The organism is Brevundimonas sp. (genome assembly GCF_036659295.1).
Classification (GTDB): Bacteria; Pseudomonadota; Alphaproteobacteria; order Caulobacterales; family Caulobacteraceae; genus Brevundimonas.
The window spans coordinates 32,348-57,859 of sequence record NZ_JAVXCU010000001.1; the positions used below are offsets into that span (position 1 = coordinate 32,348).

Sequence of the window (25,512 nt, forward strand, 5' to 3'; positions counted from 1 at the left end):
GAAACCCTTGGTTGCGGTTGTTGAGTAGGGGGTGTCTCGCCTTTGTCATTGTTTTCCGCTAGAGGAGGCCATGACAGATAAGATGACCCCCCAGGCGGTAATCGACCGCCTCGAAACCCTCTACAACCAATCCGTGGCCAACCTTCGCGATGCGGTGAAGGTGTTTCTGGAAACCGGCGAACGCGCCGATGCAGAAGCCCGTGCCAACGGCCTCTTCTCCTATCCCAAACTGACGATCAGCTGGTTCGGCGACAAGCCGCAGAACCTCGAGACACGCGCCTTTGGCCGTCTCTCGCGTCCGGGTATCTACACGACCACGATCACGCGCCCTGACCTGTTCAGCAACTATCTGCTGGAACAGCTGACCCTGCTGGCCGACGAATACAACGCCACGTTCGAAGTCAGCCCGTCGGATCAGGAAATCCCGTTCCCCTATGTGCTGGACGGTTCGGGCGTGGTGCTGGACAGCACCATGACGGCTTCGATCGCGCGCTGGTTCCCGACCACGGATCTGGCCCATATCGGCGATGAAATCTCGGACGGCCTGTTCGATCCGAGCAAGGACTTCCCGCTGTCGCAGTTCGACGGTCTGCGCACCGATTTCTCGCTGGCGCGCCTTCGCCACTATACCGGTACGCCGGTCGAGGCGGTGCAGAGCTATATCCTGTTCACCAACTATAACCGCTATGTGGACGAGTTCGTGCGCTGGGCGGCGGCCGAGCTGAAAAAGCCCGACAGCCCCTATGACAGCCTGACCTGCGCCGGTGGCGTGGTGGTGACCAAGGATACGGTCGACGCTGAAATGGCGGTGATGGACTCGGCATGGCGCAAGCACCAGATGCCGGCCTATCACCTGACCCGTCCGAACGGTCAGGGCATTACACTGGTCAATATCGGTGTCGGCCCGTCCAACGCCAAGACCATCTGTGACCACCTTGCCGTCATGCGTCCGCATGTGTGGATGATGATCGGTCACTGTGGTGGTCTGCGCGGTAGCCAGACCATTGGTGACTATGTGCTGGCCCACGCCTATCTGCGTGACGATCACGTTCTGGATGCCGTGCTTCCGGCCGATATTCCGGTGCCGTCGATCGCCGAGGTGCAACGCGCCCTTTATGACGCCACCAAACAGGTGTCGGGGGCCACGGGCGAGGAAGTGAAGAAGCGCCTGCGGACCGGTACGGTCGTAACGACCGATGACCGCAACTGGGAGCTTCGCTATTCCAAGTCGGCCCTGCGCTTCAACCAGAGCCGTGCCGTCGCCATCGACATGGAATCGGCCACGATCGCCGCCCAGGGTTATCGCTTCCGCGTCCCTTACGGCACGCTGCTGTGTGTGTCGGACAAGCCGCTGCACGGCGAGATCAAGCTGCCGGGTCAGGCCAACCGTTTCTATGAAGGGGCGATTTCCGAGCACCTTCAGATCGGCATTCAGGCGGTAGAGCTGCTGCGTGGCGAGGGCGCTGCCCTGCATTCGCGCAAACTGCGTGCCTTCGACGAGCCGCCCTTCCGTTAAGAAGGGACGCAAGTCGCGATAATCTTAAGGCCGCTCTGAAAAGGGCGGCCTTTTTCGTGCCTAGGATTTTTGCATAACGAAGATCAAAAAAGTACTTTACAAAATAAAGTGCACGGAAGATAAAAGTATCAACAGGAGGAAACACCCATGTCCCAACATCCCCAAACCGATGTCCATGGCGACATCGCCTATATGAAATCTCTGGCCGAAGAAGGCCGTCATGCTCCCGTAATGGTCGGCCCGATCCTTGTGGCGGCCGCCTTGTGGTTTGGCGCGGCTACGGCGGTACAATGGTTGATTGCGTTGGGGCGGGTGCCCTTGTCGGGCTGGGGGGTAATGTGGATGTGGGTGGGGGCCGGTATCGGCTTTGCCGCACTGCTCTATGTTCTGATCCGCAAGATTGATGTCAAAACCGGCAGCCAGACCAAGGACAATGTGGCTATTGGCGCGGCCTGGTCGGCCTGTGGCTATAGCATCTTCGGATTGTGGCTGGTGCTGATGGCATTCGGTCTCAGCACGGGGAACTGGGCGACGATGTCGCTGATGCCTGCAGTGGTGATGATTGCCTATGGTGCGGCATGGATGATTGCCGGACAGGTGGTGCGTCAGGGCTGGATGATACTGACGGGTGTGGTCTGTTTTGCAGGCGCGGCGGCCTTGGGTTGGTTCGCCTTTACCCACTGGACCTATGTCATCTATCTGGTGCTGCTGATCTGTGTCGCCTTGCTGCCGGGTCTTTATCTGATGAAGCTGGCCGCCAGGGCGCGAGGCTGAGATGACGGCACAAGCTTCGGACGAGTTTGACATCAACCGCATCGACGAGGTCATCCATGGCCGCATCCGTCTGGGCATTATGGCCTATCTGTCCAGCGCCGAGGTGGCCGAGTTCAGCGAGCTGAAATCGCGCCTGCAAACCACGGACGGCAATCTGTCTGTCCATTTGCGCAAGCTGGAAGAGGCGGGGTTTGTCATCGTCGAGAAAAGCTTTCAGGGCCGCAAACCCCTGACACGGGCCCGCCTCAGCGATACCGGCCGCGAAGCCTTTATCCGGTATCTGGACCAGATTTCGGCGCTGGTTGCACAACGCTAGATGCCCTGAGCGGCCAATCGGTTTAAGGAAGGCGGTCATGAGCGACCGCCTTCTTTCCTTTGAAGCCATCGATAATTTTCGCGACTTTGGCGGCTATGCCGGCGCGGACGGTATGGTGGCGCGTGGACGTCTGTTCCGCTCGGGCCAGTTGTCGCGCACCACGCAGGCCGATCTGGCCCAGCTGGAAGCGCTGGATCTTCGCTGGGTGGTTGATCTTCGCCGCGCCAGCGAACGTGCCAAACAGCCCGACCGGATGCCGCAGGACTGGCAGGGACAGACCCTGTCCAGCGATCTGGGCGGTGACGGCCTAGCCCCGCACATCCAGTTTCTGAAAAGCGGAAAATTGACGGAAAACTCGGGTCGCGGCTACATGACGGGCACCTATGCCCGCATGCCGTTCGAGCCGTCGCATGTGGCGCTGTTCAAAATCTATTTCGGTGCGCTGATACGCAATGAAGGCGCATCGCTTATCCATTGTGCCGCAGGCAAGGATCGCACGGGTCTTTTGGCCTCGCTGGTCCATCGGGCGCTGGGTGTCCACCAAGACGACGTCATGGCCGACTATCTGGCCACCAATGCCGCCGTCAATTTGGAAGGTCGGGCCGAAGACATGGGTCAGTGGCTGGGCAAGATGACCGGCCATCCGGTGTCGCGTGATGCGGTCGTGGCCTTTTTGGGCGTGGATGCCGATTTCCTGCATCATGCCTATGGGGCGATAAATACCCAAACCGGATCGTTTGATGCCTATGTGCGGCAGGTGCTGGAACTGGATGGTGCTGCCATTGCCAAACTGCGTCAGGCCTTGAGCGTCTGACCATGTTCGAGATCAAAACACCCCTGGCATGGTGCGATCCTGTTGCGGTGGCGGCGGGCATAAAGGACCAGCCATGGCCGCTGGCTATGGTGGCGGGGGCAGGCGCACCGGAAAAGCACGGCGGGCGCTGGTCGTTTGTGGCCTTTGCGCCGGACCAACAGGCGGTGATCCCGTTCTGTGACGAACAGTTTGATGTTCTGGATCATGATGACTGGCGCGGTGGGCCGGTTGTCGGTCTGGTGTCCTATGATGCTGGCGCACGTCAGGCGACGGGCTCGCGCGAGCATGTTTGGCCTGATCTTGTTCTGGCCCGCTATCCGGCATGGCTGGTCTTTGACCATGACCAGCAACAGGTCTGGGCCTGCGGTTGGGCCAGCTCCGCAGCCGAAGCCCAAGACCGCGCGGCCCTTGCGGCCAGTTGGACGGCAATGGCGACATGGCCCGATAGGCCTTTGCCGCCGTCGCGGGACTTTGTCGCCGAGGCCGAACCCCAAGCCTATTGCGATGCCGTGGCCGAGGTCGTGCGCCGTATCGGCGAGGGCGAACTGTTTCAGGCCAATATCGCCCGCGCATGGCATGGCCAGTTAAAATTCGGTGCCGAGCCGCTGGACGTTTTTGTACGCCTGTCGCGCCAGCGCGGCGCGGCCTATGGCGCATGGTGGCAGGCTGGCGACTATGCGCTGGTGTCCAACTCGCCCGAACTGTTCCTGTCCTGCGATCTGGCGACCCGCCGTATCGAGACACGCCCGATCAAGGGCACTTCTGCCCGTTATGATGATCCGGTTGCCGATGCCGCCTCTGCGCAGGCTTTGTCGAACAGCCTGAAAGACAGGGCCGAGAACCTGATGATTGTCGATCTGATGCGCAATGATCTGGGCCGCGTGGCCGAGGTGGGTAGCGTTGCGGTCGAGCGCCTGTTCGAACTGGAAAGCCATCCGACGGTGCACCACCTGACTTCGGTGGTCAGTGCCAGATTAAAGTCCGGACTGGGCTGGGCGGATATATTACGCGCCACCTTCCCGCCCGGCTCGATCACGGGGGCCCCCAAGCATCAGGCGATGAAGGTGATCGCCGAACTGGAGCCTTCGCGCGGGGCATGGTGCGGCAGTCTGTTTGTGCGCGGCATGGCCTATCCGGACCATGTGTCCGCATCGGTGCTGATCCGTACGGCCAGTTTCGAGCGCGAAACGAGTCACTGGCGCTGGCGGGCACAGGCAGGGGCGGGCATTACCGCCGACAGCAATCCTCAGGCGGAACTGGCGGAAACAGACGCCAAGATCAGTGCGCTCTATCAGGCCCTATTTGGGGCGCGGGCAGGTCGTGCAGCTGACTGATGCCACCTCGCGCGGGCGCAGGTAGAACTGGCGTTTGAAGGTGGTGATGCCGGACAAGAAGTCGCTAAATCCCGGAACCGTTATGTCGAACGGCGAGTCATACTTATAGACGGTCTCGGCCAGAATGACGCTGTCGCCTTCTTTTTCGAGGACACCCGCCGGTACCGGCACAACCGTATTGTACTTCAAGGGCGCTATCCCGCTGCCATAGCTCCAGTCAACACGGGCTTCCCCTTTGTCGTTCAGGATGAGGCTGGTGACGGTCCCCTCCAGCGGCGTTGACGAATAGGGCACCATGATCAGGCCGCCGACCGCGAAAAAGTCCGCCAACTGGGTCGGCGTTACCGTTCCTGCCTGCGCGACAATATCGGCCATCATCGAGGCCGAGTGGCTGGCACGACGCTGAACCATAAAGGCCTGTGTGAACTCGATCACACCGATATAGAGGACCAGAAACAGCGGCAGCAGCAGGGCGAATTCGACGGCGGCTACGCCGTCCTTATTGCGGTGGAACCGGTTACCGAAACGGCGGAGGCTGAAGAGGGCTTGCATTAGAACGGCTCGTTTCTAAAGGCCGTGGCCGCGTGCAGAATGGTGTCGCCATTGCCCAGCCGGATCATGGCGTGGCCAAGGAACGGACTGACGACCGGTTGCTTGTACCAGACCCGCATCAGCATGAAGCTGCGCGCCGCACCCATATCGAATTTCAGGGTTTCGGGTTTGAACTCGCCGTTCACTACAGGATCGGAAATGCCGGGATTGCTGAACGAGGCCACCGGTTGGACATCGATCTCGATACGGCTCAAACAGGCGGATTCAAAAAAGGCCATGCGGCCACAGATTTCTTTTTTGAAGTCTTCGACGGTTGCATCCTTGGGCAGTTGGCCTGTGCGGATCAGGCGACCACTGTTCAGTGTCGCCGATTCCAGAAGGGCGCTGACGGTCAGGATGATGGCCACTTCGAAAATGGCCAGCAACAGTCCGAAAAACGGGAGGGCGATCATCGCGAACTCGACGGCTGTTGCGCCCTCGCGGGACGCTTTGCGTGCTGTGCGGGCGTCGCGTCTGCGTAACACCTTCATGGCCTGTCCCTTTGAAACCGTGTGTGGCGGGCAATGGAACCGCACCATACAGATATGGTCCTATCGCTCTGCGTGTATTTTTCCTAAGGCAAATTTGTAAAGCAAATACCTAAACCAAACGGTGTTTGGTTACTGCCGATCAAATAGTAACGACTTGGTAACTACGATTCCGCCTTGCGGGGTGACAGAACTTTACTTGCGTTTAAGGTATAATCTGCAAAGTCGCCTTGCATTTGGGCGCAAAGAACACTGCGCGGCCCATCGCGGGGGAGCGCTGCTGTTTCCTCCCGCCTAACGAGAGAGGACTACACATGCGTAATCTGCTGAACCGTTTCGCCAAGGATGAATCCGGCGCGACCGCAATCGAATACGGCCTGATCGCTGCCCTGATCGCCGTTGTCATCATCGGCGCTCTGGTTGCTATCGGCGGCAAACTGGAAGAAAAATTTGACGACGTTGCGACGGGCTTGGATGGTACTGATCCGAACGCGTAAGCGACTAAATCGCTAACTAGTGATAAGCTAAAGAAGGGCCAGAGCCAACGCTCTGGCCCTTTTTCATGCTTAACGGGCGCAACTATGGCTTAACCAAATTGTGTCACCGTTCGAGCATGTATTATGTCGCGAGCGCACTTCTGTTTGTGTTCCCCGCCCTGGTGATCCTGGGTGGTGTCTATGATCTGACGACCATGACTATCCCCAATTGGATATCGGTCGCGCTGCTGGCCGCCTTTATTCCGGTGGCCCTGATGGTGGGTCTGTCATGGCAGGATATGGCCGTGGCGCTGGGGCTGGGCTTTGCGGCGTTGGTCATCGGTATTGCCCTGTTTGCATTCAAGGTTCTGGGCGGCGGCGATGCCAAGATCATGGCGGCCTCGGCTCTATGGTTGGGTCTGTCGGGGGTGTTGCCATTTCTGGCCATTACGGCTCTTGCCGGTGGAGCCTTGTCGCTACTGCTGCTTAGCGCGCGTAAATGGGCACCGGTCTTGCCTGTTGTGTTTCCCGAATGGATGAAACGTTTGCTGCAACCGAAAGGCGATATTCCTTACGGGGTCGCCATTGCAGTGGGGGCCGTAGTGGCGTTTCCGTATTCGCAAATGTTGTTGAAGTTGTCGTAACCACATTCATTAGCAACATCCTTTGGATGTTCTGGTTGTGTGGCTTCAGAATAATAGCTTTTGGCGGCTTGGGCGCAGATTTCTATAGTCCGAAAACCGCCGGAGAACATCGATGAAACCTGCAAAGATTGCCGTGATCTGTGTCGCTGCGCTGGCGGCTGTGGGCCTCGCTCTGGTCGTGCGCTCCATGGGGGCGTCTGACGACAAGAAGGCTGCGGCTGAAGTGTCTGCGCCTGCGGCAGCAACCACCAAGGTTCTGGTCGCGGCTGTAGATCTGGAACCGGGCCGTCTGCTGACCGCAGAGGATATGGTCTGGAAGGACTGGCCTGTCGCCGATGTGCATCCGGCTTTTGTGACCGATGGCTCCGTGCCGCTTCCGACCGCTACCGAGGCTGCGGCACCGGCTGCCGAAAAGAAAAAAGAAGACGGCGCTGTCACCAAGGTCGTTGACGCTGTGGTGTCCCTCAACAGCCCGACAGCCCGCGACCATCTGGCCGGATCGGTCGTGCGCGAAAGCATTCTGGCGGGTGAGCCTGTCCAGACGCGCAAACTGGTCCGTGCGGGCGAGAGCGGCTATATGGCCGCCTTCCTCGATCCGGGCATGCGCGCCATGAGTATTCCGGTTTCGGCCGATACGGCGGCGGGCGGCTTTATCCTTCCGGGCGACCGTGTGGATGTGCTTTTGACCCGCGAAGTCGATGTTCCGTCCGGTGAAGACACCGTCAAACGCACGGTGACCGCCACAGTGTTGCAAAACCTCAAGGTTCTAGCCGTCGATCAGGCCACACAGGCTCCGACCGAAGAGAAATCCGTCATCGGGGCCACGGCCACGCTGGAGGTCAATATCCGCGATGCCGAGACGCTGGCTCTGGCCCGCGCCCAGGGCGATCTGACGATTGTACTGCGTTCCTATGCCGATGCCGGTGGCCCGCGCGGCCTGATCCCCGGTGCGGTGCGTCGCGGCGAAGGTGCTGCTCGCGCCACAGCCAGCGCGACCGCTGGCGATACCCGTTCCGTGCGTATCTTCCGCGGTGATGCCACCCCCGAAGTGGTGGTGCTGCAATGAGAGGTCTCGAGATGAAATCGACCCAGAGCCGCAGGGGCCATTCCATGGCTGCGCTTGCAGGATTGGCGGTTATGGCCGGTCTGACCGCTGTGGCCCCTCCCGCGCAAGCTCAGACGAATACGGGGATGGCAAACGCCGTCGCGGCCAGCAATACGGCCACTGTCACGTCGGGGTCTGCCCCGCGCCGCATCAACCTGCCCAAGGGTTCGTCCTTTTCGGTCGATCTGCCCGCAGACGTACGCGACATCGTGGTGACCAATCCCGCCGTCGCCAACGCCATGCTGCACACGCATCGCCGGATCACCATTGTCGGCCTGACGCCGGGTGAGACCGATGCCGTATTTGTCGGTGCCAACGGGCGGGTGATCCTGACGCTGAAAGTGCGTGTGGATGCCGGTGTATCGGCCCTGCAAGACTCGCTGACGCGGACCTTCCCTGGTTCCGACCTGCGAGCAGAGGCGGTTAACGACAACATTATCCTCAGCGGCTCTGCGTCCAATATGGGTGATGCCGAACGTGCGGCCCAGTTGGCCCGCGCCCATGCCTCCGCGCCCGACAAGGTCGTCAACATGATCTCGATCAACGGATCGGATCAGGTGACCCTGCGTGTGCGTGTGGTTGAGGTGCAACGCAATGTGATCAAGCAGCTGGGTTTTGACACCCAGGCCTTGATCAATGGCAATGGTCGTCACCCGTTCAATATCGCGACGGGCATGAGCTTTTCTGTCAACTCGGGACTTCAGGGCGGTATCAGTGCCGACTGGAGCCGATTGACCGATCCGGGCAGTGACCTGACCTCGGGGCGTCTGGGCTTGGCGGCATTCGAGCGCGTGGGTCTGGCCCGTACTTTGGCCGAGCCCAACCTCACATCCGTCAATGGCGAGGCGGCCAGCTTCCTCGCCGGTGGTGAATTCCCTGTGCCCGCCAGCCGCGACAGCGAAGGTCAGGTCACGGTCGAATACAAACCCTATGGCGTGGGTCTGGCCTTCCGTCCGGTTGTATTATCGGAAGGGCGCATCAATCTTCAGGTCAAGGTCGAGGTGTCCGAACTGAACCCGTCATCGGGCCTGACGATCGGTGCAGGTACGCCATCCTCTATCACCCTGCCGGGGCTGACGGTCCGCCGCAGTGATACAACCGTGGAAATCCCGTCGGGCGGCGCGATGATGATTGCGGGCCTGTTGCAGGAAACCTCGCGTCAGGCCGTGGATTCGCTTCCGGGCATGACCAACCTGCCGGTTTTGGGCAGCCTGTTCCGGTCGCGGGACTATCTGATGGGCGAGACCGAACTGGTAGTGATCGTCGAGCCCTATATTGTGAATCCGACGGCTCCGGCCCGTATGCAAACACCGGCAGATGGTTTGCGTATCGCGACCGATGCCCAGGCAATCTTCTTTGGCCAGCTGAATCAGGTCTATGGCGCACCGGCCCCGAATGTTTCGGGTGCAGGATGGCAAGGCCCGGTCGGCTATGTGATCGAATGACCCCGATGATGAACCGATCCCTTTATACCTGCCTGATGTTGGGCGCAGTCTTGTCTCTGACGGCGTGTGTCGGTCCGGATGCCAATCTGGACATGACCGCGGGCAGCCGTACGCCGCTGTCGCGCTATATGCTTCAGGTCGAACCCGATCAGGACCGTATTGCGCTGGCGGTACGCACGGATGCTCTGTCCGCCAATCAGCAATCGGCTGTGGCGGCTCTGGCTGGCCGTTACCGCGCCAGCGGTGCCGACCGGCTGCTGATCGAGGTGGTTGACCAGACCGACAGTGCCAATGCGCGTATGGTCGGCCATGTGATTTCGGCTCTGGGCACCTATGGCGTAGCGCGTCACCAGATTACCGTGGCCAACTATGAAGCCCCTGCGGCCAATGCACCTCTGGTGGCCGGTTTTGCCACCATCCGTGCACAGGTGCCGCAATGTGGCAGCCAGTGGGGCAATCTCAGCCGCACGGGCAATAATAACGGGTCTTCGAATTTCGGTTGCGCGGTTAATGCCAACCTTGCGGCGCAAATCGCCGATCCGAGGGATATTGTCGCGCCGCGCGCCATGACCTCGCCCAGCGCCCAGCGCCGCACGGTGGTGTTTGACGCCTATCGTCAGGGCCAGGCTACCTCTGCACAGCGCGAACAGCTATTGTCGGCTGCGCGTGTTTCCGACGTTGTTGAGTAAACTATGACCAAGTCCCCCCCCGCAATCGATCCTCTGGATGGCTTCGAGATCGATGACGATTTTTTGGAAACGATCTCCAACCTGATTGCGGAAGACGGTGCGGGCGATGTCGCAGTAACCAAGGTTCCGGCTGCGCAGGATGCCGAGCCGGAACCCCAGAATTTTCTTAAAAGTGCGCTTAGTCGGGTCGAGGAATCTTTCTCGGTATCGGCAGACAGTTCCGAGCCTTTGGCTGGAACATCTGCCGAACCTCTAGAGGCATCTGATATGTCTGCATTGAAGTACGCTGCCAATACGTCGACCTATGACGAACCGGTCACGACGTTCGAACTGGAAGATATCGAGGTCGTCGAGGTTTCACAGCGCACATCACCTGTGCAGGCCGCCTCGTCGGTGGTGGACATGCCGGTGACCGCAGCTAGGGAAGAGGAGGCGCGCCTGTCCCCGTTCCAGAGCGAAGCCGTTCCCGAGGTGGCGCCTTCGACCATGCCGGTTCTGGCCGGTGTTGGCGGACTGGATTTTGATGCGCAGGCGGTGGACGTATCCATCCCGCGCATTGCCGTTCACATCTTTGCCGAGCGTCAGGACACCCTCGCCGCTGCCGAACGTGCCGCGCAGGATCGCCGGATGTCGCGTGCCACCACACAGGTGCGCGTCGGCGGAATCGCTGCGGCGATCGAGACCTATCAGCACGAACCGACCCCGCCGCTGATCCTTGTCGAATGCATGAAGGATGCGCGCAGCTTGCTGGGCGAAATCGATCTGCTGGCCGAGGTCTGCGATGCGGGCACCAAGGTGGTCGTCGTCGGTGCCGCCAATGATATCCTGCTGTATCGCGAACTGATGCGTCGCGGTGTCAGCGAATATCTGGTGGCCCCGATCCAGCCCCTGCAACTGATCGCGGCCATTGGTGGTCTGTTCAACGATCCGGATCAGCCCTTTGTCGGCCGTACCGTCGCCTTTGTGGGCGCGCGGGGTGGCTCGGGCTCTTCGTCGGTGGCGCACAATACGGCCTATGCCATGTCCGAGCGTATCGGCGTGAACACGGTGATTGTCGATTACGACCTGCCGTTCGGCACTTCGGGCCTGAACTTCAATCAGGATCCGCTGGGCGGCGTCGCCGACGCTCTCAGCCAGCCGCAACGTCTGGATGCGACCCTTCTGGATCGTATGATGGTGCGCTGCTCGGACCGCCTCAGCCTGTTTGCGGCACCAGCGACCCTCGATAATGACTGGGATATCGATACCGACGCCTTTGACGAAGTGACGAACCGTATCCGCAGCACCGCCCCGTTTGTGGTGCTGGACTTACCGCATATGTGGTCGGGCTGGATGCGCCAGCAACTGATTGCCGCCGACGAGGTGGTTCTGGTGGCAACACCCGATCTGGCCTCTTTGCGCAATGCCAAGAATCTGGTCGACCTGATCCGTCAGGCCCGCCCCAATGATGCGCCGCCGCGTGTGGTGCTCAATCAGGTAGGGATGCCGGGCCGTCCGGAAATTCCGGCCAAGGAATTCGGTCAGGCCCTGGGTATCCATCCGGCCCTGAGCATCCCGTTCGATGCCAAGGTCTTTGGCGCGGCAGCCAATAATGGCCAGATGATCCTCGACAGTGCGGCCAAGACCAAGGCTGCAGAGGCGTTTGAAATGCTGGCCCAGATCGTATCCCAGCGCCAGATACCGGCCACGTCGGCCACCAAGGCGCGTAAAGCATCTGCGGGCCTTGGCGGCCTCTTTAAAAGGCGCTGATAGATGTTCGGCAAACGGCAATCGGCAGGCGACACTCTTTCTGGCACTCTGGCGCCGGAAGAGCCTGTCGCCGCACGTAAAGACCCTGCGTCGCCGTTTGATAGCGATCCGACGGCCCAGACCCAAGCACAAGCTCAGGCTCAGGCCCCATCGCCACAGGCACGGCTCAAAAAGACTGGTGGACCTTCGTCTGACGGCTTCGGCCTCGAGGAACTGGAGGGCCAGATGGCCGCTCCCGCGCCCGAGAAAAAGGCGGGTAGTCGCAAGTCTGCCGGTCTTGAACAGATCCGCAAGGCGCAGGCCGTCACCGAGATCGTGCGCGAACAGAGCGACTATTATCACTCGACGAAGACGGTCATCTTCAATGCGCTGATGAACACGATCGACCTGTCGCAACTGGCCCAGCTGGACCAGAAGGCCGCACAGGAAGAAATCCGCGACATCGTCGCCGAACTGGTGGCGATCAAGAACGTCTCCATGTCGGTGGCCGAGCAGGAGCATCTGGTTCAGGACATCGTCAATGATGTTCTGGGCTATGGTCCTCTCGAGCCGCTGCTGGCGCGTGACGACATCGCCGACATCATGGTCAATGGTGCGAACCGCGTCTTTATCGAAGTCAGCGGCAAGGTCCAGCTGACCAATGTGCGTTTCCGCGACAATACCCAGCTGATGAACATCTGCCAGCGCATCGTGTCGCAGGTCGGCCGCCGCGTGGACGAAAGCTCGCCCATCTGCGACGCCCGTCTGCCGGACGGTTCGCGCGTGAACGTGATCGCGCCGCCGCTGGCGATTGATGGTCCGACCCTGACCATTCGTAAGTTCAAAAAAGACAAGCTGACCATGCGCGACCTCGTGGACTTCGGGTCCATGAGCCCCGATGGCGCGCGCGTTCTGGGCGTGATCGGTGCGGCGCGTTGTAACGTGCTGATTTCGGGCGGTACGGGTTCGGGCAAGACCACGCTGCTCAACACCATGACGGCCTTTATTGACCCGACCGAGCGGGTCATCACCTGCGAAGACGCTGCCGAACTGCAACTGCAACAACCGCACGTCGTGCGTCTGGAAACCCGTCCGCCCAATCTCGAAGGGCAGGGCCAGATCACCATGCGCGATCTGGTGAAGAACTGTCTGCGTATGCGCCCCGAACGCATCATCGTCGGCGAAGTGCGTGGCCCCGAAGCTTTCGACCTGCTTCAGGCCATGAACACCGGCCACGACGGCTCGATGGGCACGCTGCACGCCAACTCCCCGCGTGAAGCCATCAGCCGTATGGAATCCATGATCACCATGGGCGGCTATGGCCTGCCGTCCAAGACGATCCGCGAAATGATTGTCGGCTCGATCGACATCATCATTCAGGCCGCCCGTCTGCGCGACGGTTCGCGCCGCATCACCCATGTCACCGAAGTTGTCGGCCTCGAAGGCGATGTGATCGTAACGCAAGACCTGTTCGTCTATGACATCACCGGCGAAGATGCGGCCGGTCGTGTGGCAGGACGCCACCGTTCCACCGGTATTGCCCGTCCACGCTTCTGGGATCGCGCCCGTTATTACGGGCTGGAACGCGAACTGGCGGACGCTCTGGACGCCTCGGAGTAACGACGATGATGATGGTCTTGGCGGCTGTTCTGGCCTTTGTCACGATCGGCGGGATCGGTTGGGTTCTGGTCGGCGGAGACGACAGCGCCAGCGATGGTGTCAAACGCGCCAAGGCGCTGACGGCTGCCCGTCCGGCGACGGTACAGGGCAAGCGCACCAATGCGCCGGTCACGGCGGAGGTCCGTCGCAAGCAGATCCTGACCCAGCTTCAGGAAGTCGACCGCCGCGAACGCAAGGCCCGCGTTAGCCTGACCTCGCGTATCCGTCAGGCAGGACTGACCCTGTCGGTGCGGACCTTTATCATTTTCAGCGTGCTGGCGGGCCTGATCGGCTTTGCCCTGCCGTTTATCATGGGCATGAACATCTTCCTGTGTCTGGGGGTGATGGTCGTTCTGGGTGTCGGTCTGCCGCGCTGGGTACTGGGCTTTCTGGCCAAGAAGCGGGTCAAGAAGTTCTCGGCCTCGTTTGCCGATGCCATCGATGTTTTGGTGCGCGGCATCAAGACCGGCCTTCCGGTCAATGACTGTTTCAAGATCATCGCCCGTGAAAGCCCCGAGCCTCTGGGTGGCGAGTTCCAGCGCCTGCTGGAAGGACTGGGCGTTGGCATGTCGCTGGCCGAGGGGCTGGAGCGCATGTTTGAGCGCATGCCGACACCGGAGCTGAAGTTTTTCTGCATCGTCATTGCTATCCAGCAAAAGACCGGCGGCAACCTTGCCGAGGCCCTGACCAACCTGACGACCGTGCTGCGGGCGCGTCGTCTGATGCGCGAAAAGATCAAGGCCATGTCGTCCGAAGCGGTGGCCTCGGCCCTGATTATCGGTTCGCTGCCGCCACTGGTCATGACCATCGTGATGGTCACTAGCCCCAGCTATATGATGACCATGTTCACCGATATGCGTGGCCAGTTTATGCTGCTGGGGGCCGCCACATGGATGGGCATCGGCATCATGTCCATGAAAAAAATGATCAACTTCAAGATCTGACGGGGACACGATATGGAAGATTTCATCCGTTTCATGACCACACCGCAGAACCTGCTGTCGATCGGTGTGGGCGTCGCGGTGTTTGCCTCGCTCTTTACCCTGCTGAGCAGTATGGGCGGCGGACAGGGTCTGGAAAAACGCATCAAGCATGTGGCGGACCGTCGCGACGAACTGCGTCGTCGCTCGCGGGCCTCCATGCAGGGCGGGACCACGCCCTCGCTACGCCAGACCGACGAAGGCTTTAAAAAGCGGATTGTGGACCGGTTGAATCTGTCCAGCCTGCTCGAAGACCCCAAGGTCAACGAACAGATTATGCAGGCCGGTTTCCGTGGCCAGCGTCCGGTAACGACCTTCTACTTCTTCCGCTTCTTCTCGCCGCTGGTGCTGGCGGTGATTGCGGGCCTGTATCTGTTTGTGCTGACCGATTTTGATGCCCCGCTGATGACCAAGGTTGCGGGTGTGGCCGTGGCGATTGCGATCGGCTTCTATGGTCCGAACATCTATCTGTCGAACCACATTCAAAAGCGCCGCCAAAAGATCGTCGAGGCCTTCCCCGATGCGCTCGACCTTCTGCTGATCTGCGTGGAATCGGGCATGTCCATCGAGGCGGCCATCCAGAAGGTCAGTCAGGAAATCGGCACCCAGTCGCTGGAACTGGCCGAGGAACTCAGCCTGATGTCGGCGGAACTATCCTATCTGCCGGATCGCCGCATGGCCTATGACAATCTGGCCAAGCGCACCAACCATCCGGGCATCAAGTCGGTGGCCACGGCCATGACACAGGCCGAAACCTACGGCACGCCGCTCAGTACCGCCCTGCGGACCATGGCCAAGGAAAACCGCGACCTGCGTCTGGCAGCGGCCGAGAAGAAGGCAGCGGCGCTTCCGGCCCAGTTGACCGTGCCGATGATTATCTTCTTCCTGCCGGTACTGTTCGTGGTCATCATGGGACCGGCCGCCATCAGCATCATGGATATGATGGGCAGCTAAACAGGCTTAGCCCTCCAGCAGGGCTTTCAGTCTCTCGTTCATGTCCGTGAATGCCGGACGGATACGCGCGCGATGCTTGTCATGGAACAACTCGCCGCGCAGGCCCGAAAAGGTGATGCCGTTGGTGACGATGGTGGCACCCTTTTCCACTTCGTCCAGCAGGATGAACCGCGTCGAAGCCGACAGGAAACCGCGCTTCTCGCTCCAGATCAGCTTGCCCGCCGGAATCCATTCCGAGACGTTGGCCTGTACATGGCGCTCGCGCAGGTCGGGAAAGACTTCGCGGAAACGCAGCGGCGTCGAAAACCCGAACGAGCCTTCGATATCGCGCTCATACGGGTTCCATCTTTGCCAGCCGGTCAGGTCTTCGATCACTTCCCAGATCTGCTCTGCCGAAGCGCGAATGCCGATACGGTTATCGATACGGGTGCTTTCCATGACCTGCCTGTGACACGACCTGACGGAGGATGAAAGTGGCTATGCGGGCCACGCGCTTAAAAAAACCAGCGGGATCATATCGACGCAATCGGCGTTTGAGTGGCGTAACGCTGATGTTTCGAGGCCCCGAATGAGCAAGATACCCGTAGACCTGCCACCGGATCTGTATCCGCAACCCGTGGCCCGGCGCAAACAGGGCAGCAGCAATGTCCTTTTGTTTGCGCTGTCCTTTGTCGCCACCTTTGCTCTGGTTTGGTTGTTACTGGAAATCTTCTAGGCCCACGCGCAAGAGGCGGTTATGGCAGGGCAAACGAAAGGTCTTTAGCCATGATCAAACGCATCCAGCCTGACGCCCGCATGAGTCAGGCCGTTGTCCATAATGGCGTTGTCTATCTGGCCGGTCAGGTCGGCGAACCGCACGAGGATGTCGCGGACCAGACGCGCACGGCGCTTGCCGAAATCGAGGCCCTGCTGGCCGAGGCCGGTAGCGACAAGTCGAAAATCCTGATGGCGACCATCTGGATGGCCGATATGGCCGACTTTGAAACCATGAATACGGTCTGGGATGCGTGGGTCGATACGGCCAACCCTCCGGCCCGTGCCACGGGCGAGGCCAAGCTGGCCACGCCGGACTATCTTGTAGAAATCATTGTGACGGCGGCTGTGTGATGAACGACCAATCCGAACTGGAACGCTTCCGTGCGGCGCGTGTCACGGCGCTTTATCGCCTCGACCTGATCGAGAAGGGTGCCCAGCTTCATTATGAAGACGGCACGCCGGTCGATATGCAGTCCGAAGCCGCGCGCCTGAAAGAGCAGGTTGCGGACATGGATCGCCGCATCCGCAATCTTGAAGACAAGATCAAGCGTCAGGCCCTGAACTAGGGCCTGGCTTAACCCGGTTGAGCTGTCAGTTGGTGGTGGTCGTCGCTGCCGCGGCCCCGCCGGCCTCGACCGGCTGGAGGCGCAGGGGGGACTGTTGGCCGGCATCGGTGGTTGCGGCCGGAACCTCGCGGGCTGCGGCATTGTCCATCAGCAGCGGTGCCAGCGCGAAGACCGCGACCAGTGCCCCCAGTAGCAGCGCCAGAATCGCTACGCTCAACATAACAATGCCCGTGCGACGACGGCGACGGCCGATCCCTGTGCGGACATTGCGGACGATGATGTACCGCGTGCCGTTAAAGGCCTCGGAACCGATGATATTGTGTTGGGACATAACAGGCACGCTCCCGATCCATACTGACGTCTTTTAAGTCTGCGGATCGGTGCGGCCAAACAATGTCCGTGAAATGATCGTCATGTGTTCGCTGACACACAAGTGCGCTATCGGGTGATTACAACGACAGGTTGATGCTGCGTCCGTTGCGGATATGCACCTGTTGCATCAGCACGGTAACAGGTCCCTGACCGGCGCGCACCGGCGCAATCACATACCAGCGCCCGTCCGGCAGGTTGCTGAAGCCAAAGCGGTTATTCTCGCAAGCGGTCGAACGCACGAAGTCTCGATAGTCGGCGCTGGGGTCCGGCACGGTGCGGGCGCGCACGACATCAGCGGGCAGTTGGGCGCGGGAATTGGACCCGTACAGGGTCTGGAAGCGGGCATCCGTATAGGGGGTGGCGGGCGTCAGGCCCGCCGAGCCGACACAGGCAAAGGCTGTACCGTCCTGCGTCGAGGTTACCTGTCCTTGAATGCTGCCACGCCCCTGTGCGCTGGACCAGACAAAGTCTGCGCGGTCAAAAGCCCCCGAAGCCATCGGTGCAGATCCGCTTCCCATCGGCACGGTCGAACAGGCTGCCAGAGCCATGGTGCCGAGAAGTGCGGTAACCGTCAGGGATTTACGGGCGGCCTGGAAGGCTTTGTGCGACATGGGAACCTCGTTCGCAGGGGGGGATCCAAGGAATACCCCTATGGGATGACCTGTGTGATGACGCAGTGTCAAGCTTGTCCGCACGCGTCCTCTGGTTCACAACAGCATAAAATGTCGCCGGAAAAAACAGTGTCCGGACGACCCGATAAGAGGAAGCCCCCGTTCGCCCATGACAGTCCGCTTTGAAGATATCCGCGAAGCTCAAGCGCGTATTGCCGGTCAGGTTGACCGCACCCCTGTTCGCTATTCGCGCCGTCTGTCGCAACTGACCGGTGTCGATATCTGGATCAAGTTCGACAACCTGCATTTTACAGGCTCGTTCAAAGAGCGCGGTGCCCTGAACCGTCTGCTGCAATTGACGCCCGAGGAGCGCAAGCGCGGGGTCGTCGCGGCCTCGGCGGGCAATCACGCCCAGGCTCTGGCCTATCATGGCGGTCGTCTGGGCGTGCCCGTCACCATCGTCATGCCCGAGGGCACACCCTTCGTGAAGGTGGATGGCACCCGCGCCCATGGGGCCAATGTGGTCATCCACGGCCTCGACTTCTCGGCCTCGACCGAGGAGGCGCATCGCCTGCGCGACGAAAAGGGCTTCATCTTCGTCTCGGCCTTTGACGATGAAGGCATTGTGGCGGGCCAAGGTGTCTGCGGTCTGGAATTCGTCGAAGACGTACCGGAACTGGATGCCCTGATTATCCCGATCGGTGGCGGCGGACTGATCGCTGGTAGTGCCATCGCGGCCAAGGGGCTGAAACCCGACATCAAGATTTTTGGTGTCGAGGCCGCGCGCTATCCGTCCTTTACGGCCCGCCGTGCGGGAAAGCCGCCGGTCTGCACCGGCCAGACCATTGCCGAGGGCATTGCCATCAAGGCCGTGGGCGATATTCCGTTTGCACTGGCCGATGCCCTGATCGACGAAGTGTTTGTCTGCGAGGAAGCCGATTTTGAAAAAGGCGTAGCTCTGTTGGCGACGCTGGAAAAAACGGTCGCAGAGGGTGCAGGGGCCGGTGGCCTTGCCGCCATTCTGGCCTATCCCGAACGCTTCAAGGGTATGAAGATCGGTATCGAACTGACCGGCGGCAATATTGATGCGCGCATGCTGGCCGTGGTTCTAAACCGTGAAATGGTGCGCGAGAAACGCCTGATCGTTTACCGCATTCTGGGTGATGACCGTCCGGGCATGTTGTCGGCGATGGCGGCCGTGATTGGGGGCCTTGGCGGCAATATTATTGATGTGGTTCACAACCGTCTTGCGCTAGACGTTCCGGCCAAGGGGGCCGAGTTCGACATCATGGTCGAAACCCGCGATGCCCGTCACGCCGAGGAAATCGGCCAAGCCTTGAAGGACAAGGGTTATGAACTTCGCATGGGCTAAGCCCGCAGGTGTCGCCGTGGTTGCGGCACTGGCTCTGGCGGCCTGTGGCCGTTCCGACAATGCCACAAGCGTTGACAATGAAGCCGCCAAAAAGGCCGCGCAGGAATTCCTGATCGGCAACAGCAAGGCCGAGGGCGTCAAATCCCTGCCGTCGGGCCTGCAATACAAGATCATCACGTCCGGTCCTGCCGAGGGCAAATCGCCGGACAGCAATGATCTGGTCAGTGTCCATTACGAAGGCACGCTGACGGACGGCACGGTGTTTGATTCATCGTTCGGTCGCGGCTCGCCCGCCGTCTTCGCCCCCGATCAGGTGGTGAAGGGCTGGACCGAGGCCCTGCAACTGATGCGTCCCAGTGACGAGTGGTATCTCTATGTGCCGCCGGAACTGGGCTATGGCGAAAATCAGGCTGGACCTATTCCGGCCAATTCGGTGCTGGTGTTCCGCCTTCAGGTGCTGAACGTCGCCGAGGTTCCGGGTGGCCATAAGGGCGGCGCACCCGCCAACGGCTAAAGCGTTTCTACGCCTGCCATTCGCTCCTGACCGCAGCCTCCGGCTCGGTCGGGAGCTTTTCTTTTTTGAGCGCCTCGAAACGCACTGGATCAAGTGCCTTCAGCGCCCAGATGGCCGTGCCGCGCACGACGGCATCCTCGTCATCGACCAGATGCTCGACCAGCGGCACCAGAGCCTCATTGCCCGAATTGCCCGCCGCATGCAGGACGTTGCGGATAAAGCGGTTACGCCCGATGCGCTTGACGGGGCTCTTGGTGAACAGGGCGCGGAACGCCGCATCGTCCAGCGCCAGCAGATCGGCCAGCTTGGGCGTGACGAAATGCTCGCGGGCTTGCAGTCGGCTCTCGGATGCGGCCTGCGCGAACTTGTTCCACGGACAGGCCGCCAGACAGTCATCACAGCCATAGATGCGATTGCCGGTGGCGGTGCGGAACGCCTCGGGCCACAGGCCGCCATACTCGATGGTCAGATAGGACAGACAGCGTCGGGCATCGATCTGGAACGGGGCGGGGAAGGCCTGGGTCGGGCAGGCATCCAGACAACTGCGGCACGAACCACAGCTTTCCTTTCCTTGCGTATCGGGCTCCAGCTTGGCGGTCGTCAGAATGGTGCCGATAAAGAACCAGCTGCCCAGATCGCGACTGACCAGATTGGTGTGCTTACCTTGCCAGCCCATACCGGCCCGCTCGGCCAGCGGTTTTTCCATCAGGGGCGCGGTATCGACAAACACCTTCACCTCTTGGCCGAGGCGGGCCGCAATCTGTCCGGCCAGTATCTTCAGGCGGCCCTTGATGATCTCGTGATAGTCGTCGCCGCGCGCATAGACGGAAATATAGCCGTCCGCCGGCTGTTCCAGTTCGGGGCGCGGATCATGTTCCGGCCCGTAGTTCATGCCCAGAACAATGGCGCTGACGGCCTCGTCCCACATGCCATTGGGGTGGCGGCGCCGCTCCAGCGTGGTCTGCATCCATTCCATATCGCCGTGGCGATCGGCCTCGACAAACTGTGCCAGCCGCTCGCTGGCGGGCCATGCATCGCGCACATCGGCAAAGCGGCACACACCGAACCCCAGTTCGGCGGCGCGTTTGCGAATAAAGTCTCGTGGATCGGCGGCCATACCCGCCCTTTGCCCTGATAGGCGTCAGAAATCCAGATCGGTGTACCAGCTGGCAGGGCTGACACCCGGCAGACGGTCCGACAAAAGCGCACGGAAACACGGGCGCGACTTGATCTTGGAATACCACAGCTTGAGCGACGGAACGACGCCCCACGGCATCTCGCCAAAATAGTCCAGCGCCGAAATATGCCCTGCCGCCACCAGATCGGCCTGACTGAGACGACGCCCCGCCAGCCATTCGCGCGTGGAGGCCAGCTCTTCCAGCATGGCCAGATGTTGTTTCAGCGCCTCGCGGCCTTCGCGCAACTGGCGGGCATCAGGCGGCCCAAGACGCAAGAGCGGTTTTTCGACCCGTTCATGCAACAGGATGGAATCCACATCGTCCGAAAACCGGCGCGTGAACCATGTGGTCAGGCGGCGTGCCTCGGCCCGCTCGAACACGTCGGACGGTAACAGGACATCGCCTTTGGCGCGGTCCTCGATCCAGCCCAGAATGGCATCCAGCTCGCACAGGTTCAACGGCTTTCCGCGTTCCGTTACCGCCAGAACCGGTGGCATACCCGAGGCATTCAGCTCGAACAGCGGGCAGTTTTCGTCCCACGGACGCACGGGCTCCTCGGCCCATTCAACCTTGGCTTCGCCCAGCGCCAAACGCGCCGCACGCGAAGCGGGATGGAAGGCAAAATGATAGAGGATGGCAGGTGCGGACATTTGTCCCACTCAATGCACACGTCGCGTTAAGAGTGCGTTTACCGGAAGGGCCCGCGCAAAGATTTCACAGGAAAAATGGCTGTGATTTTGGGGGCTAAAACCGGACCCGATCCTTAACCCCAAGGTCCGCTGGTTGGCCCTGCATCATCGGCTGGTGCTGGCGTAGAGGTTACCACAGGGGCCACCGCAGGGGCGGGGTCGGCATGGATGATAATATCGGCATTGGGATAGCGGCTCAGCACCCGCTTTTCGGCGGCATCCACAATACTGTGCGCCTCGGCCAGACTGAGCGCGGCATCCAGATCGACATGCATCTGCGCCATCAGGGTGTTGCCCGAAATGCGGGTGCGCAACTGGTGCACATTGCGGATACGCGCATCGTCCAGCACAGCGGCAGTAATGCCGTTGCGGTCGTCAGCGGGCGCGGCGGCATCCAGCAAATGACCGGCCGCCGTCTTCAACAGGCCCGTCGCCCCCCAGCCCAGCCAGACCGCGACCACCAGACCGGCGGCCGCATCCAGACCCGGTGCTTTCAGCAGGCTGCCCGAAATAATACCGATCACCACCACCACATTGGCCGCCAGATCGGCAGAATAGTGGGCGCGATCCCCCGACACGGCGAGCGAACCCGAAGCCTTGATCGCCCGTGACTGCTGCCAGATCAGCCAGCCGGTCAAACCGATCGACAGCACCATCACGCCAATGGCCCACCCGCCACCGCTGACCGGTTGGGGATTGAAGATACGGCGCACAGCCTCCAGTCCGATAAAGACCGCAGAGGCCATAACCAGACCCGACTGCACCAGTGCGGCCAGACTTTCGGCCTTGCCATGGCCGTAACGGTGTCCGGCATCCGGCGCGGCGGCGGCCCAGCGCACGGCAAAAAAGGTGCCGACCGAGGCCACAAGATCCAGCGCCGAATCGGTCAGACTGGCCAGAATGGACACCGAACCCGACGCCCCATAGGCAAAGGCCTTGAGGGTCACGAGCACCACAGCCACGCTGACGCTAAGCGTGGTGATGCGGCGATTGGTGGCGGCGTGGTCGGCTATAGGCTGTGTCATTTTGCTGTTGTCGCGCAAAAGCTGTTTTTCGCCAATGGCGGCAAAGGCCGCAGGGGGCTAAGACGGTCAGGTTTAACAGGTTTGGCGACCAGAATGCCAAATCCAATCACGGCGAGGACAGATGGCGGATTGGCTGATTGCGATCCTGATGGGGATTGTCGAGGGTTTGACGGAATTCATTCCGGTATCCTCGACGGGGCATTTGCTGTTGCTGGGGCATTTCCTCGGCTTTGAAAGCACGGGCAAGACTTTTGAAATCGTGATCCAGCTGGGTGCGCTACTGGCCATCATCAGCCTGTATTTCAAAAAGCTGTGGCATCTGGCGACGCGCTGGCCGTTCGACCCCGAGGCCCGCCGTTTCATTATCGGTCTGCTGGTCGCCTTTGCGCCTGCGGTGGTGATCGGCTTTGCCGCCTACGGCTTTATCAAACAGGTACTGTTCGAGACGCCGGTGGTCATCTGTGTGGCCCTGATTGTCGGCGGCTTCCTGCTCTTGTGGCTGGACCGCATGAAAAAGATGCCAACCTATCTGGATGCCGACAAATACCCGATCCGCGTCTATTTCCTGATCGGCCTGTTCCAGTGTCTGGCCATGATCCCCGGTGTGTCGCGCTCGGGGGCGACCATTGCCGGTGGTCTGCTGTTGGGCACCGACAAGCGTTCAGCTGCCGAGTTCAGCTTCTTTCTGGCCCTGCCGACCATGGGGGCGGCGGTCTTTTATGATCTGTTCAAGAACCGCGCGAACCTGAATTTCGACGATATGGGCTTGATCGTCATCGGCTTTATCTCAGCCTTTATCGCCGGTCTGGCGGTGGTGAAATTCCTTCTGGACTTCGTCTCGCGTCGCGGCTTTGCGCCGTTTGCATGGTGGCGGATCGTCGTCGGTGTAGCGGGCCTGATCGGTCTGGCCCTGACCGGCGGCTTCTAAACCTGCCCTCAAGGCAAAAGAAAAGGGGCTCCGGTTGGAGCCCCTTTTTTATCGTCTGCAACTGCCCGATCAGGCGACTTGGGCCGCGTACTGGCCGCCATCGCGATAGCGCCACAGATAGCCCTCGGCGATAGCCTTCATACCGGTCGGCTCGATGCCCAGATCGGCAAAGCCCTTGGCACCGTCGGCCACCACATTATCCTTGGCCAGCAGCTTGACCTGATCGACGGTCACAGCGGGCGTCAGGCCCACAGCGGCCGGAATCTGGGCAAAGCTGGCAATGGCGCGTGCTGCCAGCGACGGCAGCGGCAGGACCAGACGGTCACGACCGGTTTCGGCCAGCACATATTCGATGATCTCCTTCATCGTCCAGACAGCAGGGCCGCCCAGTTCGAAGGTTTCACCGGCAAAGCGGGTGTCGGTGGCCAGACGGCTGATCGCCTCGGCCACATCGGTCACATGGACCGGCTGCATACGGGTTTCACCGGCCACCAGCGGCATGACCGGCATACGCGCGGCCATATTGCCAAAGCGGTTCAGGAAGCCGTCCTCGCTGCCGAACATTACCGAAGGACGGGCAATGACGGCATTGGGGAAGGCGGCGCGCACAGCCGCCTCGCCCTCGCCCTTGGTGCGGGCATACAGGGCATCTGAATCCACATCGGCACCGATGGCCGACACATGCACCAATTGCTTGACGCCAGCGGCGGTCGCAGCCTGAGCAATATTGCGGGCACCGTCGACGTGCAGGGCCTGGAATTTGCGGCCGCCCGTTTCGAACAGGATGCCGACCAGATTGATGGCGGCATCGGCACCGTGAAGCGCGGCGGCGACATCCTCGGCATTGTTGATGTCGCAACGCGACAGCTGCACCTGACCGACATCGCCGGTCATACGCAGTTCATAGGCCAGCGCAGGCTTGCGCACGGCAATACGGACGCGCCAGCCGCGACGGGCCATGGCACGAGCAACCTGGGTGCCGACAAAGCCCGAGCCACCGAAGATGGTCACAAGACCGGGGGCGAGTTCAGCCATTCTATGCGTGCTCCAACACCTTGCCGCGTCCATTCCTTGATGGCGCGCAGCGAATTCTCTGCGCGGGGCTTAACCGATGACAGCCGCGCCCGCAACAAAGGCCCGCCATATGGGCGCTAAACTCGACCTTTGGCTCCCCTTTCGCAGAGATAAAACACAGGTCTCGGCTGTCGACCCGATAGTCGTGTCTCTTACGTCACGCGAGAACAGATTGTGGCGCGAACGGGAACAAAAGCGGACATAACCGACTCTCGAACAGGCGTGGATATGGCATGAGGGGCGCGCAAGCGCTTCTGTCGGTGCGCTGTATCTGTTGGGCAGCCTGACCCCGGGACGAAAGGTTCGAGTGATGATCGCGGCTTTGACCTTGCTGTTGCTGGCGGGGATAAACCCTTCTGCACAGCCCGTCGTCCGCACCCCACCGGTGGCAAGGGCGCAACCGCCCGTGGCCAACAGGCCCCCCGTTACCAACCGGGCCGCTGTGACCAATAGAACGCCCGCCGTCGCCCCGCCTGTTGCCGTTGAGCGTCCGGCGGCACCCGCACCGGCTGCTCCGCCTGTGGCGCGGCTGCGCCCTCCGGTCATCGCTGCGGCGGTTCTGGACACGATCGAGCCGCCTTTGCGCGAAGCTGTGGTCTGTGCCGCGCATATGGAACTGTTGATGGAGCGACTGTCGGCCCGTGGCCAGGATGCCGAGGCACCGGTCATTCTGATCGAGGAATACTGGCAGACCCGCCTGCCTGATCCGGACGGTCCCGATCCGGTGTCGGTCGAAACCTTCGTGGCGATCAAAGACACACTGGATGCCAGCGCCAACGAAATGCCCAGCCACTATCTGCGCGGGCTTCAGGACTGCGTTATCAGTGCAGCGCGTGGCGGTGCCTTAAGCGACTGATCTTTTCCAGTTGATCGCATAAAAAAGGCCGCCCCTCATGCGAAGGGCGGCCCTTTTT

The 25,512-nt window shown here is 60.8% G+C and carries 30 protein-coding genes; 21 read left to right on the forward strand and 9 right to left on the reverse strand.

Translation table 11 applies throughout. The features are described 5' to 3' along the window. Positions 1 to 70 precede the first annotated feature (70 nt). The 5 genes from RSB01_RS00170 (at position 71) to RSB01_RS00190 (ending at position 4,754) form a co-directional block, all read left to right on the forward strand. Positions 71 to 1,516 (forward strand): AMP nucleosidase, encoded by a 1,446-nt coding sequence (locus RSB01_RS00170; protein ID WP_332589713.1) that lies wholly within the window; start codon positions 71 to 73, stop codon positions 1,514 to 1,516. A 147-nt stretch (positions 1,517 to 1,663) separates the two neighbouring features. Further along, a complete protein-coding gene (locus RSB01_RS00175) occupies positions 1,664 to 2,290 on the forward strand; it encodes a hypothetical protein (protein ID WP_332589712.1) in 627 nt (208 codons plus the stop codon). A 1-nt stretch (position 2,291) separates the two neighbouring features. Continuing rightward, positions 2,292 to 2,606: a transcriptional regulator gene (locus RSB01_RS00180; RefSeq protein ID WP_332589711.1), complete on the forward strand. Its 315-nt coding sequence runs from the start codon at positions 2,292 to 2,294 to the stop codon at positions 2,604 to 2,606. Between the two features lie 37 nt (positions 2,607 to 2,643). Continuing rightward, positions 2,644 to 3,420, forward strand: coding sequence for a tyrosine-protein phosphatase (locus tag RSB01_RS00185; RefSeq protein WP_332589710.1), 777 nt, complete (start codon positions 2,644 to 2,646; stop codon positions 3,418 to 3,420). Between the two features lie 2 nt (positions 3,421 to 3,422). Continuing rightward, positions 3,423 to 4,754: an anthranilate synthase component I family protein gene (locus tag RSB01_RS00190; protein ID WP_332589709.1), complete on the forward strand. Its 1,332-nt coding sequence runs from the start codon at positions 3,423 to 3,425 to the stop codon at positions 4,752 to 4,754. Here the strand turns inward: RSB01_RS00190 and RSB01_RS00195 are convergent. Both RSB01_RS00195 and RSB01_RS00200 read right to left on the reverse strand, forming a co-directional pair. After that, positions 4,719 to 5,306 (reverse strand): TadE/TadG family type IV pilus assembly protein, encoded by a 588-nt coding sequence (locus RSB01_RS00195; protein WP_332589708.1) that lies wholly within the window; start codon positions 5,304 to 5,306, stop codon positions 4,719 to 4,721. The genes RSB01_RS00190 and RSB01_RS00195 overlap by 36 nt on opposite strands. Beyond that, complete coding sequence (locus RSB01_RS00200) at positions 5,306 to 5,836, reverse strand: TadE/TadG family type IV pilus assembly protein (protein WP_332589707.1); 531 nt, start codon at positions 5,834 to 5,836, stop codon at positions 5,306 to 5,308. Before RSB01_RS00200 ends, RSB01_RS00195 begins: the two co-directional genes overlap by 1 nt. 311 nt (positions 5,837 to 6,147) lie before the next feature. Between RSB01_RS00200 and RSB01_RS00205 the strand changes: the two genes are divergently transcribed. The 9 genes from RSB01_RS00205 (at position 6,148) to RSB01_RS00245 (ending at position 15,513) form a co-directional block, all read left to right on the forward strand. Then, positions 6,148 to 6,330: a Flp family type IVb pilin gene (locus RSB01_RS00205; protein WP_332589706.1), complete on the forward strand. Its 183-nt coding sequence runs from the start codon at positions 6,148 to 6,150 to the stop codon at positions 6,328 to 6,330. 116 nt (positions 6,331 to 6,446) lie between these two features. After that, positions 6,447 to 6,953 (forward strand): prepilin peptidase, encoded by a 507-nt coding sequence (locus RSB01_RS00210; RefSeq protein WP_332624961.1) that lies wholly within the window; start codon positions 6,447 to 6,449, stop codon positions 6,951 to 6,953. 112 nt (positions 6,954 to 7,065) lie between these two features. After that, a complete protein-coding gene (cpaB, locus tag RSB01_RS00215; RefSeq protein WP_332589704.1) occupies positions 7,066 to 8,019 on the forward strand; it encodes a Flp pilus assembly protein CpaB in 954 nt (317 codons plus the stop codon). Between the two features lie 44 nt (positions 8,020 to 8,063). Then, the gene (locus tag RSB01_RS00220) at positions 8,064 to 9,503 is read left to right on the forward strand and encodes a type II and III secretion system protein family protein (RefSeq protein WP_332589703.1); all 1,440 of its coding nucleotides are present in this window, start codon (positions 8,064 to 8,066) and stop codon (positions 9,501 to 9,503) included. A gap of 8 nt (positions 9,504 to 9,511) precedes the next feature. Further along, positions 9,512 to 10,192, forward strand: a complete 681-nt coding sequence (locus RSB01_RS00225; RefSeq protein WP_332589702.1) for a CpaD family pilus assembly protein — start codon at positions 9,512 to 9,514, stop codon at positions 10,190 to 10,192. 3 nt (positions 10,193 to 10,195) lie between these two features. Continuing rightward, the gene (locus RSB01_RS00230) at positions 10,196 to 11,941 is read left to right on the forward strand and encodes a cellulose synthase operon protein YhjQ/BcsQ (protein WP_332619402.1); all 1,746 of its coding nucleotides are present in this window, start codon (positions 10,196 to 10,198) and stop codon (positions 11,939 to 11,941) included. A gap of 3 nt (positions 11,942 to 11,944) precedes the next feature. After that, on the forward strand, positions 11,945 to 13,540 hold the full coding sequence (locus RSB01_RS00235) for a CpaF family protein (protein WP_332589701.1): 1,596 nt from the start codon (positions 11,945 to 11,947) through the stop codon (positions 13,538 to 13,540). Positions 13,541 to 13,545: 5 nt separating this feature from the next. Then, complete coding sequence (locus RSB01_RS00240) at positions 13,546 to 14,523, forward strand: type II secretion system F family protein (RefSeq protein ID WP_332589700.1); 978 nt, start codon at positions 13,546 to 13,548, stop codon at positions 14,521 to 14,523. Positions 14,524 to 14,535: 12 nt separating this feature from the next. Continuing rightward, positions 14,536 to 15,513 (forward strand): type II secretion system F family protein, encoded by a 978-nt coding sequence (locus RSB01_RS00245; protein WP_332589699.1) that lies wholly within the window; start codon positions 14,536 to 14,538, stop codon positions 15,511 to 15,513. A gap of 6 nt (positions 15,514 to 15,519) precedes the next feature. Here RSB01_RS00245 and RSB01_RS00250 read toward each other — a convergent pair whose 3' ends face one another. Then, complete coding sequence (locus RSB01_RS00250; protein ID WP_332589698.1) at positions 15,520 to 15,951, reverse strand: SRPBCC domain-containing protein; 432 nt, start codon at positions 15,949 to 15,951, stop codon at positions 15,520 to 15,522. Positions 15,952 to 16,081: 130 nt separating this feature from the next. Between RSB01_RS00250 and RSB01_RS00255 the strand changes: the two genes are divergently transcribed. From RSB01_RS00255 to RSB01_RS00265, 3 genes are read left to right on the forward strand one after another with little or no spacing between them, the layout of a single operon-like run. Then, positions 16,082 to 16,228 (forward strand): hypothetical protein, encoded by a 147-nt coding sequence (locus tag RSB01_RS00255; protein WP_167178408.1) that lies wholly within the window; start codon positions 16,082 to 16,084, stop codon positions 16,226 to 16,228. A 50-nt stretch (positions 16,229 to 16,278) separates the two neighbouring features. Beyond that, positions 16,279 to 16,620, forward strand: coding sequence for a RidA family protein (locus RSB01_RS00260; RefSeq protein WP_332589697.1), 342 nt, complete (start codon positions 16,279 to 16,281; stop codon positions 16,618 to 16,620). Then, positions 16,620 to 16,835, forward strand: coding sequence for a hypothetical protein (locus RSB01_RS00265; RefSeq protein ID WP_332589696.1), 216 nt, complete (start codon positions 16,620 to 16,622; stop codon positions 16,833 to 16,835). Before RSB01_RS00260 ends, RSB01_RS00265 begins: the two co-directional genes overlap by 1 nt. A gap of 25 nt (positions 16,836 to 16,860) precedes the next feature. Here the strand turns inward: RSB01_RS00265 and RSB01_RS00270 are convergent, their stop codons facing one another. Then, positions 16,861 to 17,166, reverse strand: a complete 306-nt coding sequence (locus tag RSB01_RS00270; protein ID WP_332589695.1) for a hypothetical protein — start codon at positions 17,164 to 17,166, stop codon at positions 16,861 to 16,863. Between the two features lie 118 nt (positions 17,167 to 17,284). Continuing rightward, positions 17,285 to 17,818 (reverse strand): hypothetical protein, encoded by a 534-nt coding sequence (locus RSB01_RS00275; protein ID WP_332589694.1) that lies wholly within the window; start codon positions 17,816 to 17,818, stop codon positions 17,285 to 17,287. 169 nt (positions 17,819 to 17,987) lie between these two features. On the opposite strand from RSB01_RS00275, the gene RSB01_RS00280 reads away from it, so the two are divergent. Continuing rightward, the gene (locus tag RSB01_RS00280) at positions 17,988 to 19,190 is read left to right on the forward strand and encodes a threonine ammonia-lyase (protein ID WP_332589693.1); all 1,203 of its coding nucleotides are present in this window, start codon (positions 17,988 to 17,990) and stop codon (positions 19,188 to 19,190) included. Further along, complete coding sequence (locus RSB01_RS00285; RefSeq protein WP_332589692.1) at positions 19,171 to 19,704, forward strand: FKBP-type peptidyl-prolyl cis-trans isomerase; 534 nt, start codon at positions 19,171 to 19,173, stop codon at positions 19,702 to 19,704. Before RSB01_RS00280 ends, RSB01_RS00285 begins: the two co-directional genes overlap by 20 nt. Positions 19,705 to 19,711: 7 nt before the next feature. Here the strand turns inward: RSB01_RS00285 and queG are convergent, their stop codons facing one another. The 3 genes from queG to RSB01_RS00300 all read right to left on the reverse strand — a co-directional run bounded on the left by queG (position 19,712) and on the right by RSB01_RS00300 (position 22,596). Continuing rightward, the gene (gene queG / locus RSB01_RS00290; RefSeq protein ID WP_332589691.1) at positions 19,712 to 20,821 is read right to left on the reverse strand and encodes a tRNA epoxyqueuosine(34) reductase QueG; all 1,110 of its coding nucleotides are present in this window, start codon (positions 20,819 to 20,821) and stop codon (positions 19,712 to 19,714) included. A gap of 24 nt (positions 20,822 to 20,845) precedes the next feature. Beyond that, a complete protein-coding gene (locus RSB01_RS00295) occupies positions 20,846 to 21,532 on the reverse strand; it encodes a glutathione S-transferase family protein (protein WP_332589690.1) in 687 nt (228 codons plus the stop codon). A 113-nt stretch (positions 21,533 to 21,645) separates the two neighbouring features. Beyond that, on the reverse strand, positions 21,646 to 22,596 hold the full coding sequence (locus RSB01_RS00300) for a cation diffusion facilitator family transporter (protein ID WP_332620010.1): 951 nt from the start codon (positions 22,594 to 22,596) through the stop codon (positions 21,646 to 21,648). A gap of 121 nt (positions 22,597 to 22,717) precedes the next feature. On the opposite strand from RSB01_RS00300, the gene RSB01_RS00305 reads away from it, so the two are divergent. After that, on the forward strand, positions 22,718 to 23,524 hold the full coding sequence (locus RSB01_RS00305; RefSeq protein ID WP_332589688.1) for an undecaprenyl-diphosphate phosphatase: 807 nt from the start codon (positions 22,718 to 22,720) through the stop codon (positions 23,522 to 23,524). Between the two features lie 69 nt (positions 23,525 to 23,593). Here RSB01_RS00305 and RSB01_RS00310 read toward each other — a convergent pair whose 3' ends face one another. Continuing rightward, positions 23,594 to 24,559, reverse strand: a complete 966-nt coding sequence (locus tag RSB01_RS00310) for a complex I NDUFA9 subunit family protein (RefSeq protein ID WP_332589687.1) — start codon at positions 24,557 to 24,559, stop codon at positions 23,594 to 23,596. A gap of 349 nt (positions 24,560 to 24,908) precedes the next feature. On the opposite strand from RSB01_RS00310, the gene RSB01_RS00315 reads away from it, so the two are divergent. Next, on the forward strand, positions 24,909 to 25,454 hold the full coding sequence (locus RSB01_RS00315) for a hypothetical protein (RefSeq protein ID WP_332589686.1): 546 nt from the start codon (positions 24,909 to 24,911) through the stop codon (positions 25,452 to 25,454). The last annotated feature ends 58 nt before the right edge of the window (positions 25,455 to 25,512 follow it).